14 protein-coding genes are annotated in these 15132 nt (G+C 68.7%); 13 read left to right on the top strand and 1 reads right to left on the bottom strand.

Annotated elements, in window-relative coordinates; genetic code table 11:
• Positions 1-89 precede the first annotated feature (89 nt).
• Genes ACIA8G_RS25060 through ACIA8G_RS25070 form a run of 3 tightly spaced genes read left to right on the top strand, consistent with a single transcriptional unit; the run spans position 90 to position 3005 of the window.
• The gene (locus ACIA8G_RS25060; RefSeq protein WP_396421082.1) at positions 90-1163 is read left to right on the top strand and encodes a glycosyltransferase family 4 protein; all 1074 of its coding nucleotides are present in this window, start codon (positions 90-92) and stop codon (positions 1161-1163) included.
• Positions 1160-2257 carry a glycosyltransferase gene (locus ACIA8G_RS25065; protein WP_396421083.1) on the top strand — a complete coding sequence of 366 codons (1098 nt, stop codon included), beginning with the start codon at positions 1160-1162 and terminating at the stop codon, positions 2255-2257. Before ACIA8G_RS25060 ends, ACIA8G_RS25065 begins: the two co-directional genes overlap by 4 nt.
• A gap of 34 nt (positions 2258-2291) precedes the next feature.
• On the top strand, positions 2292-3005 hold the full coding sequence (locus ACIA8G_RS25070; protein WP_396421084.1) for a demethylmenaquinone methyltransferase: 714 nt from the start codon (positions 2292-2294) through the stop codon (positions 3003-3005).
• Positions 3006-3082: 77 nt separating this feature from the next.
• Here the strand turns inward: ACIA8G_RS25070 and ACIA8G_RS25075 are convergent, their stop codons facing one another.
• Positions 3083-4045 (bottom strand): hypothetical protein, encoded by a 963-nt coding sequence (locus ACIA8G_RS25075; RefSeq protein WP_396421085.1) that lies wholly within the window; start codon positions 4043-4045, stop codon positions 3083-3085.
• A gap of 224 nt (positions 4046-4269) precedes the next feature.
• On the opposite strand from ACIA8G_RS25075, the gene ACIA8G_RS25080 reads away from it, so the two are divergent.
• From ACIA8G_RS25080 to nuoI, 10 genes are all read left to right on the top strand, one after another.
• Positions 4270-5535, top strand: a complete 1266-nt coding sequence (locus tag ACIA8G_RS25080) for a geranylgeranyl reductase family protein (protein ID WP_396421086.1) — start codon at positions 4270-4272, stop codon at positions 5533-5535.
• Positions 5536-5801: 266 nt separating this feature from the next.
• The gene (locus ACIA8G_RS25085; protein WP_167975087.1) at positions 5802-6167 is read left to right on the top strand and encodes an NADH-quinone oxidoreductase subunit A; all 366 of its coding nucleotides are present in this window, start codon (positions 5802-5804) and stop codon (positions 6165-6167) included.
• Between the two features lie 7 nt (positions 6168-6174).
• Complete coding sequence (locus ACIA8G_RS25090) at positions 6175-6726, top strand: NuoB/complex I 20 kDa subunit family protein (protein ID WP_396421087.1); 552 nt, start codon at positions 6175-6177, stop codon at positions 6724-6726.
• The gene (locus ACIA8G_RS25095) at positions 6723-7463 is read left to right on the top strand and encodes an NADH-quinone oxidoreductase subunit C (protein ID WP_396421088.1); all 741 of its coding nucleotides are present in this window, start codon (positions 6723-6725) and stop codon (positions 7461-7463) included. Before ACIA8G_RS25090 ends, ACIA8G_RS25095 begins: the two co-directional genes overlap by 4 nt.
• A complete protein-coding gene (locus tag ACIA8G_RS25100) occupies positions 7460-8833 on the top strand; it encodes an NADH-quinone oxidoreductase subunit D (protein ID WP_396421089.1) in 1374 nt (457 codons plus the stop codon). The genes ACIA8G_RS25095 and ACIA8G_RS25100 overlap by 4 nt, the downstream gene beginning before the upstream one ends.
• Complete coding sequence (gene nuoE, locus ACIA8G_RS25105) at positions 8830-9549, top strand: NADH-quinone oxidoreductase subunit NuoE (RefSeq protein WP_396421090.1); 720 nt, start codon at positions 8830-8832, stop codon at positions 9547-9549. Before ACIA8G_RS25100 ends, nuoE begins: the two co-directional genes overlap by 4 nt.
• A 7-nt stretch (positions 9550-9556) precedes the next feature.
• Positions 9557-10837: an NADH-quinone oxidoreductase subunit NuoF gene (nuoF, locus tag ACIA8G_RS25110; RefSeq protein ID WP_396421091.1), complete on the top strand. Its 1281-nt coding sequence runs from the start codon at positions 9557-9559 to the stop codon at positions 10835-10837.
• Positions 10834-13284, top strand: a complete 2451-nt coding sequence (locus ACIA8G_RS25115; protein ID WP_396421092.1) for an NADH-quinone oxidoreductase subunit G — start codon at positions 10834-10836, stop codon at positions 13282-13284. Before nuoF ends, ACIA8G_RS25115 begins: the two co-directional genes overlap by 4 nt.
• 23 nt (positions 13285-13307) lie before the next feature.
• The gene (gene nuoH / locus ACIA8G_RS25120) at positions 13308-14612 is read left to right on the top strand and encodes an NADH-quinone oxidoreductase subunit NuoH (RefSeq protein ID WP_396421275.1); all 1305 of its coding nucleotides are present in this window, start codon (positions 13308-13310) and stop codon (positions 14610-14612) included.
• Between the two features lie 2 nt (positions 14613-14614).
• Positions 14615-15130, top strand: a complete 516-nt coding sequence (gene nuoI / locus ACIA8G_RS25125; RefSeq protein WP_189158977.1) for an NADH-quinone oxidoreductase subunit NuoI — start codon at positions 14615-14617, stop codon at positions 15128-15130.
• Positions 15131-15132: the final 2 nt, after the last annotated feature.

Here is a 15132-nt window from a genome sequence, read left to right on the forward strand (position 1 = left end):
CGACGATCACCTGGCCACGACGTGAGGTGTTCGGGCCGCGTCAAATTTCGTGTCACGCGGACTTCATGCTGGCACCTCATGGTGTCCTTGTGCGAGTAGCGATCGTGACCGAGAGCTTCCTGCCCCAGGTGAACGGCGTCAGCAACTCGGTGCTCCGAGTCCTGGAGCACCTGCGGCGCAACGGCCACCAGGCCCTGGTCGTCGCGCCCGGTGCCGGTGCGGACGACCACCACGGCACCCCCGTCGTCAGAGTCGCGTCGGTCGACGTGCCGATGGTGACCAGCCTGCCGGTCGGTGTGCCGAGCAGAAGGGTGCACAACGCACTCGCCGACTTCCGGCCGGACGTCGTGCACCTGGCCTCGCCGTTCGTGCTCGGTGCGAGCGGGCTGAGAGCCGCGCGGAAGATCGACGTGCCCACCGTCGCGGTCTACCAGACCGACGTCGCCGGGTTCGCCGGCAACTACGGGCTCGGGCTCACCAAGCGCGCCGCGTGGCGGTGGACCAAGCGCCTGCACACGCTGGCCGACCGGACGCTGGCGCCGTCCAGCTCGGCGGTCGAGGCCCTGGAACAGCACGGTGTCCCGCGCGTGCACCGGTGGGGACGCGGGGTCGACATCGACCTCTTCCACCCACGGCCGAAGCACAACGACCAGCTCACCGTGGGCTACGTCGGCCGTCTTGCGCCGGAGAAGCAGGTGCACCGGCTCAAGGAGATCCACGACCTGCCGGGCGTGCACCTCAGGATCGTCGGTGACGGGCCTGACCGCGAGCAGCTCCAGAAAGACCTCCCCCGCGCGGAGTTCCTCGGCTTCCGCACCGGTGAGGCGCTCGCGGAGGCCTACGCGTCGTTGGACGTCTTCATCCACACCGGCCCGCACGAGACGTTCTGCCAGGCCGTGCAGGAAGCCCTCGCGACAGGCCTGCCGGTGCTGGCGCCGAACGCGGGCGGCCCGCGCGACCTCGTGCGGCACGGCCGGACCGGGTACCTCTTCGAGGACGACATCGCGCAGTACGTGGAGCTGCTGCGCGACCCGTTGCTGCGCAAGCGGTTCGGCCTCGCCGCCCGCAAGTCGGTGCTCTCCCGCACCTGGCCGGCGATCTGCGACGAGCTGATCGGCCACTACGCCGCGGTCATCGGACTCACTCACCAAGCGGCCGCATGAGGATCGTGCAACTGGCCAACTTCTACGGACCGAAGTCGGGCGGACTCCGCACGGCACTGCACCACCTCGGCACCGGCTACGTGCAGTCGGGTCACGAGGTGGTGCTGGTCGTGCCGGGCGCCCGCCGCGCCGACGAGATGTTGCCCGGCGGCGTCCGGCGCATCACCCTGCCCGCGCTCAAGGTCCCGTACACCGGCGGCTACCGCGTGGTGGACCCGTTGCGCGTCAAGGCCTTGCTGGCACACCTCATGCCGGACCGGCTGGAGGTGTCCGACCGCCTCACGCTCAGAGGCATGGGCGCCTGGGCGAGTGAGCGCGGCATCCCGAACGTGGTGATCTCGCACGAACGCCTCGACCGCCTGCTCCAGTTCGTGCTGCCGGCCGACCCCGCCGTCAGAGCCGCAGACTGGGCCAACCGGCGCATGGCCGAGTCCTACGACACCGTCGTGTGCACGACCGGTTTCGCCCGCGAGGAGTTCGACCGCATCGGCGCCCGCAACGTCACCCAGGTGCCGCTCGGCGTCGACCTCACCACGTTCACGCCTCGCCGTCACTCCGCCGAGCTGCGCCGGGACCTGTTGCAGGGCAAGGAGAACCTGCTCATCCACTGTGGACGGCTCTCGCCGGAGAAGCACGTAGAACGCTCCGTGGACACGGTGGCCGAGCTCCACGAGCAGGGCTACAGCGCGCGGCTGGTGATCGCCGGCGACGGACCCCGCAGAGCGTTCCTGGAGAAGCGGGCCCAAGGCCTGCCCGTGACGTTCCTCGGCTTCGTGAAGAACCGGCTCGACGTCGCGAACCTGCTCGCCTCCGCCGACCTGTCGCTGGCGCCCGGCCCGCACGAGACGTTCGGCCTGGCCGCCCTCGAGGCGCTGGCCAGCGGCACCCCGGTCGTCGTCAGCCAGAGCAGTGCCCTGAAGGAGATCGTCCAGCCGTCGTGCGGCGCCGCCGTCGACGACCACGCGCTGGCTTTCGCGACCGCCGCCCAGCGGCTCCTGGCGTCCAGTTCGCGGGAGGCCGCGCGGGCCAGGGCAGAGGAGTACCCCTGGCAGGCGGCGGTGGACGGCATGCTGACAGCTCTCCGGGTGCCCTAACGCCCTCTCAGCCGGGCTGACTTACGCTCTGGGCATGTCGCGAGCAGGTCTGGACAAGAACCCCCGCGAGGTCGCCGAGATGTTCGACGGCGTGGCCAAGGGCTACGACCGCACGAACTCGGTGATGACGCTGGGCTTCGACCGCCGCTGGCGGGAGTGGAGCAGGCGCGTCCTCGACGCCCGCCCCGGCGAGAAGGTCCTCGACCTCGCCGCGGGCACCGCGGTGTCCACCGTCGAGTACGCCGAGTCCGGCGCGTGGTGCGTCGCCGCGGACTTCTCCGTCGGCATGCTCGCCTCCGGCGCCCACCGCCGCGTCCCGAAGGTCGCCGCAGACGCCCTGCGCCTGCCCTTCAAGGACGAGTCCTTCGACGCCGTCACGGTCTCCTTCGGCATCCGCAACTTCAACGACACGGTCGTCGCCCTCCAGGAGATGGCCCGCGTCACGAAGCCGGGCGGCCGCATGGTGATCTGCGAGGTCTCGACCCCGGTCTGGAAGCCGTTCCGCTTCGTCTACATGCGGTACCTGCTCAAGCTCCTGCCGTTCATCGCGAGGTTCGTGTCGTCGAACCCGGTGGCGTACTCCTACCTGGCCGAGTCCATGGCGACGTGGCCGGACCAGCGCGCGCTGGGCGAGCTGATCGCCAAGGCCGGCTGGGAGGACGTCGCCTGGTTCAACCTGACCGGCGGCATGGTGGCCCTGCACCGCGCGACCAAGCCGAAGCAGGCAGACCCGGAGCCGGCCGCCTGACCTCCGGACCCCCCTTCTCCAGGGAACGCGGGGCCCCTGCGTTTCCTGGGCGGGAACGCGGGGCCCCTGCGTTCCCCTCAAACGGGCCGCCACAGCGTTGCCACCACGCTGGGCCGTGGGCGAGTAGCAGCCGAACGGTATGCGCCGACGAGTTCTTCGAGCACGGCGTTGGGGTCGGTTTTGAGTCGCGACGGAACGGTGTGCACAGTCATCACGCCGTGCGCCAACAGGGCTGAGTGCTGAGCCATCGTGTGGGCATAGTCGTCGGGAGACATGTGGAACTCTTTCGAGTCGATCTGCCATGCCAGCCCCACGTCGTCCCACCAGCCGTCCACGATCGCGAGTTGCCGGCCCCGCGCGGTGCGGATCAGCACGTTGTGCTGGGGCGACGGCAGCGATGAACGGCCGACAAGCGATCGTGCCCAAGCCTCAGCTGCGGAGCGGACACCGTCCGACACCTCGCCCAGCACCGCTCTGGGCAGGGCGGTACCACCGAGGTGGAGGTTCCGGAGCTCGGCTACCAGCGCGTTCGGGGAGCAGAGTTGTCGCTGGACAGCGTCGGCGATCATCGCTCGCACCACGTCGAAGCGGGCTTCCCGGCGCGCGGCGTCGATCAAGGCACGAGCGAGATCGACCACAGGAAAGCCATCACGCACGGTGCCGGACCATGACCGGTTGGTCCGTTCGACCAGGAGAGGACCTTGACTTGAGAGGCCACGCCCGTGAGGTACGAGAACATGGATCCGTTGGTCTTCGGGAATACGTCGCACGCCATGTCGCCGCGCAGCTTCCAGACCGGTCAGGTAAGTGAGCGGACCTGCGCGTAACAACGCACCTCGGACAAGCTGTCTTCGATCAGGAGTTCCGCCCGTCAACAGGTAGACGCCGAGGAACAAGCGCGTCCAACCACCTCCGGGCCGACACTTGAGCGCCATCACCTTCCCCGTGAGCCCAAGTTTGAGCAGTTCACGACGGGCTGCGACGCCGTCCTCGAACAGGTCGGCCAGCCGTCCGTAGTCAGCTGCGGTTCGTTTCGTCATTCGCGCAATCATGGGCAGGAATGAGCGGACAGCAACCACCCCATGATCGACATGTGGACAACTTGAGATCTTCAGGGTTACGCGGGGGTCCTGCGTTTCCTTGTAGGGAACGCGGGGCCCCCGCGTTCCCCCCAGGCAGCAGGGGGCGTGGGGTCTCAGGGAGCGGCGGTTAGAGTCGCGAGCAGAGCTGTGGGCTGTGACAGGTACACGTGTAGGGAGTCTGGATGAGCAGGCGCGGGATCAACGAGGACGCCGACGTCATCGTGGTGGGGGCGGGACCGGCGGGCTCGACCGCGGCGACCTACCTGGCCCGCGCGGGCCTCGACGTGCTGTTGCTGGAGAAGAGCGCCTTCCCCAGGGAGAAGGTCTGCGGTGACGGCCTGACCCCGCGCGGCGTCAAGCAGCTGATCGACCTCGGCATCGACACCCGTGAAGAGAACGGCTGGCTGCACAACAAGGGGCTGCGGGTCGTCGGCGGTGGCGTGACCATGGAGCTCGACTGGCCGGACCTCGCGACCTTCCCGAACTACGGCGTCGTCCGCCCCAGGCAGGACTTCGACGAGATGCTCGCGAACACCGCGAAGGCGGCGGGCGCGCGGCTGCACGAGAACACCACGGTCACCAAGGCCATCGTCGAGAACGGCCGGGTCGTCGGCGTCGAGGCCAAGCAGGGGCCGGAGAAGAACCCGGTCACCTACCGGGCGCCGATCACCGTGGCCTGTGACGGTGTGTCAGCGCGACTGGCGCTGAGCATCGGCCTGCAGAAGGACGACGACAAGCCGATGGGCGTCGCGGTCCGCCGGTACTACTCGAGCCCGCGCACCAAGGACGACTACCTCGAGTCGCACCTCGAGCTGTGGGCGCCGGACGGCAAGCTGCTGCCAGGCTACGGCTGGATCTTCGGCATGGGTGACGGCACCGTGAACGTCGGCCTGGGCATTCTCAGCACGTCAAAGGCCTACGGCACCACGGACTACCGCGCGCTGCTGCGGTCCTGGCTCGACGGCACGCCGGAGGAGTGGGGCTTCCGCGAGGAGAACGCGACGAGCCGCATCGGCGGCGCCGCGCTCCCGATGGGCCTCAACCGCAAGCCGCACTACCGGGCGGGACTGGTGCTCGTCGGCGACGCCGGCGGCATGGTCAACCCGTTCAACGGCGAGGGCATCGGCTACGCCATGGAGTCGGCCAAGATCGCCAGCGAGTGCGTCGTCCAGGCCCTCGCGCGGACGGGCGTCAACCGTGAACGCGCGCTGCACGGCTACCCGGTCCGGATCGAACAGGCGCTCGGCAGCTACTACCGGCTCGGGAACGTCTTCTCGAAGCTCATCGGGAACCCGGCGGTCATGCGGACCGCAACGAAGTACGGAATGCCGCGAAAGCGTCTGATGAAACTCGTGCTCAAGCTACTCGCGGGCCTCTACGACCCGAAGGACGGCGACGCAATGGACCGCCTGATCGTGGCCGCCACGAAGCTCGCGCCCACCGCGTAAATTACTCCGAATAGGTGACGGCACCGGCTCAATACGAGCCGGTGCCGTTTCGCATGTGTCAACGAAGTTAAACCCCCAGGTCAGACCCTGTGACCTAGGTCATTTACAGGCGTTCTACACTGGCCACCGAGCTTGTGAATCACTTCACAACAGTCTGCACAAGCTTGTGAACTGTTTCACAAGCGTTTGTTAGGGCCTCCTAACAAACGGAGCAGTGAAGAACACCCCTTAGGGTGCGCTCGACCGCGAGGAAAGGACGACGGAGCGTGCTTGACCCTTACCTCCCCCTCGTATTGATGTTCGCCCTCGCCGGGGCGTTCGCCCTGTTCTCGGTGACCGCGGCGCCGTACATCGGACCCCGCCGCTACAACCGGGCGAAGCTCGACGCGTACGAGTGCGGCATCGAGCCGAGCCCGCAGCCGGTCGTCGGTGGTGGGCGCATGCCCGTCGCCTACTACCTGACGGCGATGCTCTTCATCTTGTTCGACATCGAAATGGTGTTCCTCTACCCGTTCGCCGTAGCCGCGGACAAGCTCGGCCTGTTCGGGCTGGTGGAGATCGTGCTGTTCGTCGCAACGGTCGGCTTCGCGTACGTCTACGTGTGGCGTCGCGGCGGCCTCGACTGGAACTGAGGAAGTCATGGGTCTCGAGGAGAAGCTCCCGAACGGCATCCTGCTGGTCAGTGTTGAGAAGCTGGTCAACTGGACCCGCAAGTCCTCGCTGTGGCCTGCCACCTTCGGCCTGGCCTGCTGCGCCATCGAGATGATGACGACGGGTGGTCCGCGCTACGACCTCGCCCGCTTCGGCATGGAGGTCTTCCGGGCCTCACCGCGCCAGGCGGACCTGATGATCGTCGCGGGTCGCGTCACCAACAAGATGGCGCCGGTGCTGCGCCAGATCTACGACCAGATGCCCGAACCGCGCTGGGTGCTGGCGATGGGCGTGTGCGCCAGCACTGGCGGCATGTTCAACAACTACGCGGTGGTGCAGGGCGTCGACCACGTCGTGCCGGTCGACATGTACCTGCCGGGCTGCCCGCCGCGGCCGGAGATGCTGATCGACGCGATCCTCAAGATCCACGCCAAGATCATGGACGAGCCGCTGAACGCCGTGCGCGCCAAGGCACTCGCCGACTCGGGCTACCGCACCGACCTCATCCCGTCCTCCGAGCGTTTTGCGAGGAAGAAGTGACCGAGCCAGGGGGAGAGCACTCCAGCGCCGAACGCGCTGTCGAGGGCCTCGAGACGAACGGCGCCGAAGCGAAGGCACCGATGTTCGCCGGCCACGAGCGCCAGGGCCTCTTCGGTGTCACCGGCTCCGGTGACACCTCCGGCTTCGGCGGTCTGCGCCTGCCCGCCCACGTCGCCGCGCCCGCCGAGCGCCCGTTCGGCGGCTGGTTCGACGAGGTCGCCGACGAGCTGTTCGCCGCGATCAGCGACAAGGGCCTGCCCGCCGACACGGTGCAGCAGGTGACGGTCGACCGCGGCGAGATCACCTTCTACCTCAAGCCGGAGACGCTGCTGGAGGTCGCGCGGATCCTGCGCGACACCCCGTCCCTGCGCTTCGAGCTGTGCAGCTCGGTGTCCGGTGTGGACTACGGCGTCGACGTGCCGCAGCGCCTGCACTCGGTCACGCACCTGACGTCGATGACCTACCGCCGCCGCATCCGGCTGGAGGTCGCGGTCGACGTCGACAACCCGCACGTGCCGAGCCTGATCGACGTCTACCCGACGGCGGACTGGCAGGAGCGCGAGACCTGGGACATGTTCGGGATCATCTACGACGGTCACCCCGGACTGACCCGCATCCTCATGCCGGACGACTGGGACGGCCACCCGCAGCGCAAGGACTACCCGCTGGGCGGCATTCCGGTCGAGTACAAGGGCGCGGAGATTCCTCCGCCGGACCAGAGGCGGTCGTACTCATGACCGAGCGACTTTCCGACGCGACCACCGGAACGGCCACCGGCCCGGCCGGTCGCGACAGCGCGCCCGAGGAGATCGCCGAGTCGCGGCGCACCACCGAGGGCACCGTCTACACGGTCACCGGCGGCGACTGGGACGAGGTGCTCGCGGACGCGGTCCACGACGAGCGCATCGTCATGAACCTCGGCCCGCAGCACCCGTCGACGCACGGCGTGCTCCGCCTGGTGCTGGAGCTCGAGGGCGAGACGGTCACGCACGCCCGCAGCGTCATCGGCTACCTGCACACGGGTATCGAGAAGAACCTCGAGTACCGGAACTGGGTCCAGGGCGTCACCTTCATCACGCGCACCGACTACCTGGCGCCGCTGCACCACGAAGCCGCGTACTGCATGGGCATCGAGAAGCTGCTCGGCGTCACGGTGCCCGACCGCGCGCAGGCGATCCGCGTGCTGCTGATGGAGCTCAACCGCATCAGCTCGCACCTCGTCGCCCTCGCCACCGGCGGCATGGAGCTCGGCGCCCTCACGGGCATGACCTCCGGCTTCCGCGAGCGCGAGGAGGTGCTGCACCTGCTGGAGCACCTGACCGGCCTGCGGATGAACCACGCGTTCATCCGTCCCGGCGGCATCGCGCAGGACCTGCCGGCGGACGCGATCGAGAAGATCCGCGCCTTCCTCAAGATCATGCACAAGCGGCTGCCGGACTACGACAAGCTGCTCACCGGCCAGCCGATCTGGCGCAACCGCATGGCGGGCGTGGGTTACCTGCCCGTCGACGCGTGCCTCGCGCTCGGCATCACCGGCCCGATCCTGCGCTCCGCCGGCCTGGCCTGGGACCTGCGCAAGATCGAGCCGTACTGCGGCTACGAGAACTACCAGTTCGACGTGCCCACCTCGAACGCGGCGGACTGCTTCGCGCGGTACCTGCTGCGGCTCGAGGAGATGCACCAGTCGCTCAAGATCATCAAGCAGGTCGTCGACACGCTGCCGACCGGCCCGGTGATGGTCGAGGACGCCAAGATCGCGTGGCCCGCGCAGCTCACGATCGGCAGCGACGGCATGGGCAACTCGCTCGAGCACGTCCGCAAGATCATGGGCCAGTCCATGGAATCCCTGATCCACCACTTCAAGCTGGTGACCGAGGGCTTCAAGGTGCCGGCGGGCCAGGTGTACCAGGCGATCGAGTCCCCGCGCGGCGAGCTGGGCTACCACATGGTCTCCGACGGCGGCACCCGCCCGATGCGCGTGCACGTCCGCGAACCCAGTTTCGTGAACCTCCAGTCGATGCCCGCGATGTGCGAGGGCGGCATGGTCGCCGACGTGATCGCGTCCGTCGCCTCGATCGACCCGGTGATGGGTGGTTGCGACCGATGACTCAGGCCCCAGAACAGACCACGTTCGACCAGTCCACCGCGGACAAAGCGCAGGCGATCATCGCCCGCTACCCGCAGGCCCGCAGTGCCCTGCTGCCGATGCTGCACCTGGTGCAGTCGGTCGAGGGCTACGTGAGCCAGGACGGCATCCGGTTCTGCGCCGGGCAGCTCGACCTGAGCGAGGCCGAGGTCAGCGCCGTCGCGACGTTCTACACGATGTACAAGCGCCGTCCGTGCGGTGAGCACCTGGTCAGCGTGTGCACGAACACGCTGTGCGCGGCGCTCGGCGGCGACGCCATCTACTCCACCCTCAAGGACCACCTCGGGGTGGGCCACGAGGGGACCGCGGGCGAGCCGGGTGCGCCGGGCTCGATCACGCTGGAGCACGCCGAGTGCCTCGCCGCGTGCGACCTCGGCCCGGTGCTCCAGGTGAACTACGAGTTCTACGACAACCAGACGCCGGACAAGGCGCTGGGACTCGTGAAGGCGTTGCAGTCAGGGGAAAAGCCCGCCCCGACCCGCGGCGCTCCGCTCACCGACTTCAAGCAGGCGGAACTCCAGCTCGCCGGCTTCTTCGAGGGCCGCGACGCGGACCTCGACGGACCGTCGGCGGCACCGGAGACGCTCCGGGGCGCCCAGATCGCGAAGGACCGCGGCTGGGTCGCGCCGGAGATGCCAGCCGAGGTCGAGTTCCCTGCCCTGCCGGAAAAGAAGTAGGGGAACCATGGTCAACCCACTGACTCCCGTTCTCACCACGCGCTGGACCGAGCCCAGGTCCTGGACCATCGAGACCTACGAGCGCACCGGCGGCTACACCGCCCTGCCCAAGGCGCTCAAGGCCCACCCGGACCAGCTCATCCAGCAGTGCAAGGACTCTGGACTGCGCGGCCGCGGCGGCGCGGGTTTCCCCACCGGCATGAAGTGGGGCTTCATCCCGCAGGGCGACGGCAAGCCGCACTACCTCGTCATCAACGCCGACGAGGGCGAGCCGGGCACCTGCAAGGACATCCCGCTGATGATGGCGGACCCGCACTCGCTGATCGAGGGCGTGATCATCACGTCGTACGCGATCCGCGCGAACTTCGCGGCGATCTACGTCCGCGGTGAGGTCCTGCACTGCATCCGCCGCCTCAACGCGGCCGTGCGCGAGGCGTACGCCAAGGGCTACCTGGGCAAGGACATCCTCGGCAGCGGCTTCGACCTGGACGTGGTGATCCACGCCGGCGCCGGCGCGTACATCTGCGGCGAGGAGACCGCGCTGCTCGACTCGCTGGAGGGCCGTCGTGGCCAGCCGCGACTCAAGCCGCCGTTCCCCGCGACCTCGGGCCTCTACGCGGCGCCCACTGTCGTGAACAACGTCGAGACCATCGCCTCGGTTCCCTTCATCGTCAACGGTGGCGCCGACTGGTTCCGCGAGATGGGCCGCGATCGCTCACCCGGCCCGAAGATCTTCTCGCTGTCCGGCCACGTGACGAACCCCGGCCAGTACGAGGCGCCGATGGGCACCACGCTGCGCGAGCTGCTGGACATGGCCGGTGGCATGAAGGACGGCATCCCGATCAAGTTCTGGACGCCGGGTGGCTCGTCCACGCCGCTGTTCACGGCCGAGCACCTCGACGTCCCGCTGGACTTCGAAGGCTGTGCCGAGGCCGGCTCGATGCTGGGCACGACGGCACTGCAGATCTTCAACGAGACCGTGTCCGTGCCGTGGGCCGTCATGAAGTGGACGGAGTTCTACAAGCACGAGTCGTGCGGCAAGTGCACGCCGTGCCGCGAGGGCACGTACTGGCTCGTGCAGATCCTGCAGCGGATGGTGGCGGGCAACGGCACGGCGAGCGACATCGACACGTTGCTCGACGTCTGCGACAACATCCTCGGCCGCTCGTTCTGCGCGCTGGGTGACGGTGCCGTCAGCCCGATCACCAGTGGCATCAAGTACTTCAAGGACGAGTTCCTCGCACTGTGCGACACGAACTCCAAGGTCCTGGCTGGAGCGAACGCATGACCATCGCCCCTGACAAGCCCACGACGGCCGAGGTTGTCGTCCCCGAGGGTCACGTCAAGCTGATCATCGACGGCGTGGAGGTCATCGCGCCCAAGGGTGAGCTGCTGATCCGCACGGCAGAGCGCCTCGGCACGGTCATCCCGCGCTTCTGCGACCACCCGCTGCTGGAGCCCGCGGGCGCCTGCCGCCAGTGTCTCGTCGAGGTCGAGATGGGCGGCCGGCCGATGCCGAAGCCGCAGGCCTCCTGCACGATGACGGTCGCGGACGGCATGGTCGTGAAGACCCAGCTGACCTCGCCGGTCGCGGACAAGGCCCAGCAGGGTGTGATGGAGCTGCTGCTCATCAACCACCCGCTGGACTGCCCGATCTGCGACAAGGGCGGTGAGTGCCCGCTGCAGAACCAGGCGATCGCCCACGGCCGCAGCGACTCCCGCTTCCACGAGCACAAGCGGACGTTCCCGAAGCCGATCAACATCTCGACGCAGGTGCTGCTCGACCGCGAACGCTGCGTGCTCTGCCAGCGCTGCACCCGGTTCTCCGCGCAGATCGCCGGCGACCCGTTCATCGAGCTGCTGGAGCGCGGTTCGCAGCAACAGATCGGCATCGCCGAAGAGAAGCCGTTCCAGTCGTACTTCTCCGGCAACACCATCCAGATCTGCCCGGTCGGCGCACTCACCAGCGCTGCCTACCGGTTCCGCGCCCGCCCGTTCGACCTCGTGTCGACGCCGAGCGTGTGCGAGCACTGCTCGTCGGGTTGCGCCGAGCGCACCGACTGGCGGCGCGGCAAGGTGCAGCGCAAGCTCGCCGGCGACGACCCGCAGGTCAACGAGGAGTGGATCTGCGACAAGGGCCGGTTCGCCTTCCGCTACGCCACGGCAGAGGACCGCATCACGCGGCCGATGGTCCGCGACGCCGAGACCGGTGAGCTGCGCGAGTCCTCGTGGACCGAGGCGCTGCAGGTCGCGGCGGCCGGTCTGGCGGCGGCACGCGACGCTCAGGGTGTCGGCGTGCTGACCGGCGGCCGGCTGACCGTCGAGGACGCCTACGCGTACTCGAAGTTCGCCCGGATCGCGTTGCGCACCAACGACATCGACTTCCGCGCCCGGCCGCACTCCGCCGAGGAGCTGGAGTTCCTGTCCGGCACGACGGTGTTCACCAACCCGGACAACGGCGTCACCTTCCAGGGCATCGAGAAGGCACCGGCCGCGCTGCTGGTCGCCTTCGAGCCCGAGGAAGAGGCGCCGATCGTCTTCCTGCGCCTGCGCAAGGCCGCTCGCAAGGGCACCACGAAGGTCTTCCACCTCGGCCAGTTCACCACCCCGGCCGTCGAGAAGACCTACGGCACGCTGCTCGCGTGCGTGCCGGGTGCCGAGGCGAACGCGCTGAACGGGTTGGCAGAGCACGCTTCCGACGTCGTCGAGCTGCTCGGCAAGCCCGGTGCGGTGATCCTCGTCGGCGAACGTGCCGCCGAGATCCCCGGCGCGTTCACCGCGGTCGCGAAGCTGGCCGAGCGCACCGGTGCCCAGGTCGCGTGGATCCCGCGCCGTGCCGGTGAGCGCGGTGCGCTCGCGGTCGGTGCCACGCCGAACCTGCTGCCCGGTGGCCGCCACGTCGCGAACGCGGCGGCGCGCACCGAGGTCGAGCGCACCTGGGGCGTCGAGGAGGGCACGATCCCCGCGACGCCGGGCCGCGACACGACCGGAATCCTCACCGCCGCCGCGAACGGCGAGCTGTCCGGCCTGGTGGTCGGCGGCGTCGACCCGTTCGACCTGCCGGACTCGCTCCTCGCGGAGAAGGCGCTGGCCGGAGCCGGTTTCGTCGTGAGCCTCGAGCTGCGGCCGAGTGCGGTCACCGCGCACGCCGACGTCGTGCTCCCGATCGCCCCGTCGGCCGAGAAGTCCGGCACCTTCCTCAACTGGGAGGGCCGCCGCCGGGAGTTCGGCACGACGCTCGAAGGCACCGGCTCGCTGCCGGACTGCCGCGTGCTCGACACCCTCGCGGTGGAGATGGACGCGGACCTGTTCACGCAGACGCCCGCCAGCGCGGCCGCCGACCTGGCCCGCCTCGGTGAAGGCGCGCCGAGCGGCTCGTCGCTCAACGTCGCCGCACCGCTGCAGAGCCCGGCAGGCTCCGGCAAGGCCGTCCTCGCGACGTGGCACCGCCTGATCGGCAACGGCTCGTTGCAGGTCGAGGAGCCGAACCTGGCCGGCACCGCCCGCCCGGTCGTCGCGAAGGTCGCCGAGGCCACCGCGCAGCAGCTCGGACTGGCGACCGGCGGTCACGTGACGGTCTCCACCGACCGCGGCGCGATCACGCTCCCGGTCGAGACCGACGACCTGCCCGAGGGCGTCATCTGGCTGCCGACCAACTCGGGTGACGTGACCGTCCGCCGCACGCTCGGTGCGGGCCACGGCTCGATCGTCTCCGTCAGCGGAGGGAAGTCATGACCCAGCACGTCTTCGCAGCGGAGATCGGCGACACCGCCAAGCTGCTCGCGGACGACCCGATCTGGCTGGTGCTGATCAAGGTCGTGGCGATCTTCGCGTTCCTCGTGGTCATGACTCTGTTCATGATCAACTGGGAGCGCAAGGTCGTCGCGCGGATGCAGCACCGCCCCGGCCCCAACCGCGTGGGCCCCAACGGCTGGCTGCAGTCGCTGGCGGACGGTCTGAAGCTCGCGTTCAAGGAGGACATCCGCCCGGTCCTCGCGGACAAGTGGGTGTTCTTCCTCGCCCCGGTGATCTCCTGCATCCCCGCGTTCCTCGCGTTCTCGGTGATCCCGCTCGCGGGTGAGGTCAACCTGTTCGGCCAGCAGACCGCGTTGCAGCTCGTCGACCTCCCGGTCGGCGTGCTGGTGGTGCTGGCCTGCTCCTCGCTCGGCGTCTACGGCATCGTGTTGTCCGGCTGGGCCTCCGGCTCGCCGTACCCGCTGCTCGGCGCGCTGCGCTCGGCCGCGCAGGTGATCTCCTACGAGATCTCGATGGGCCTGTCGATCGTCGCGGTGATCATGTTCACCGGCTCGCTCTCGACCGGTGACATCGTCGGCGCGCAGGCGAGCACCGTGCTCGGGTTCGCGCCCGGCTGGTTCGGCCTCCTGCTGTTCCCCAGCTTCGCGATCTACGTGGTGTCGATGGTCGGCGAGACCAACCGCGCGCCGTTCGACCTCCCCGAGGCCGAGTCGGAGCTGGTCGGTGGTTTCCACACGGAGTACAGCTCGCTGAAGTTCGCGCTGTTCTTCCTCGCCGAGTACGTCAACATGGTCACCGTCTCGGCGCTCGCGACCACGCTCTTCCTCGGCGGCTACCACGCCCCGTGGAGCGGCGAGTTCATGAACACCGGCTGGTGGGGCCTGCTCTGGTTCATCGGCAAGACGCTGTTCTTCCTGTTCATCTTCATCTGGCTGCGCGGCACGCTGCCCCGCATGCGCTACGACCAGTTCATGAAGCTGGGCTGGAAGGTGCTGGTCCCGACCAGCCTCGTCTGGATCATGGCCGTCGCGGTCATCCGCACCGGTGCCATCCAGCAGCTCTCGACCGCACAGAGGCTGATCGCGCTCGGCGTGGTCGTCGGCCTCGTGCTGCTGGTCTCGTTCCTGCTGCCGGACAAGAAGGTCCAGGACACCAGAGGCGTGCCGCTGGCCGGCGGAGGCTTCCCGGTTCCGCCGCTCGACCTCGCTGTTCCCAAGGCCGCGCCCAAGCGCAAGGTCAAGGTCGCGACTTTGCCCAAGGACACGGAAGTCCTGGCCGCCGCTCCCACCGCGAAGGAGGCTGAGTAGGGATGTTCGAGTCCCTCAAGGGCTTCGGAGTCACCTTCGGCACCATGTTCAAGAAGGTGGTGACGGAGGAGTACCCCGAGGTCAAGAAGGTGACCGCGCCGCGGTTCCACGGCCGTCACCAGCTGAACCGGCATCCGGACGGGCTGGAGAAGTGCGTCGGCTGCGAGCTGTGCGCGTGGGCCTGCCCCGCGGACGCGATCTTCGTCGAAGGTGGCGACAACACCGAGGAAGCACGCTTCTCGCCCGGTGAGCGCTTCGGCGCGGACTACCAGATCAACTACCTGCGCTGCATCGGCTGCGGCCTCTGCATCGAGGCGTGCCCGACCCGTTCGCTCACCATGACGAACGAGTACGAGCTCGCCGACGACAACCGGCAGGACCTGATCTTCACCAAGGAAGACCTGCTCGCCCCTCTGCTGCCCGGCATGGAGCAGCCGCCGCACCCGATGCGGCTCGGCGAGAACGAGCAGGACTACTACGTGAACGGCCCGCAGCTGGCGAAGGAGGCTCAGCAGTGAGC

Origin of the sequence: Lentzea sp. NPDC051213, assembly GCF_044455585.1 — a bacterium.
GTDB lineage: Bacteria > Actinomycetota > Actinomycetes > Mycobacteriales > Pseudonocardiaceae > Lentzea.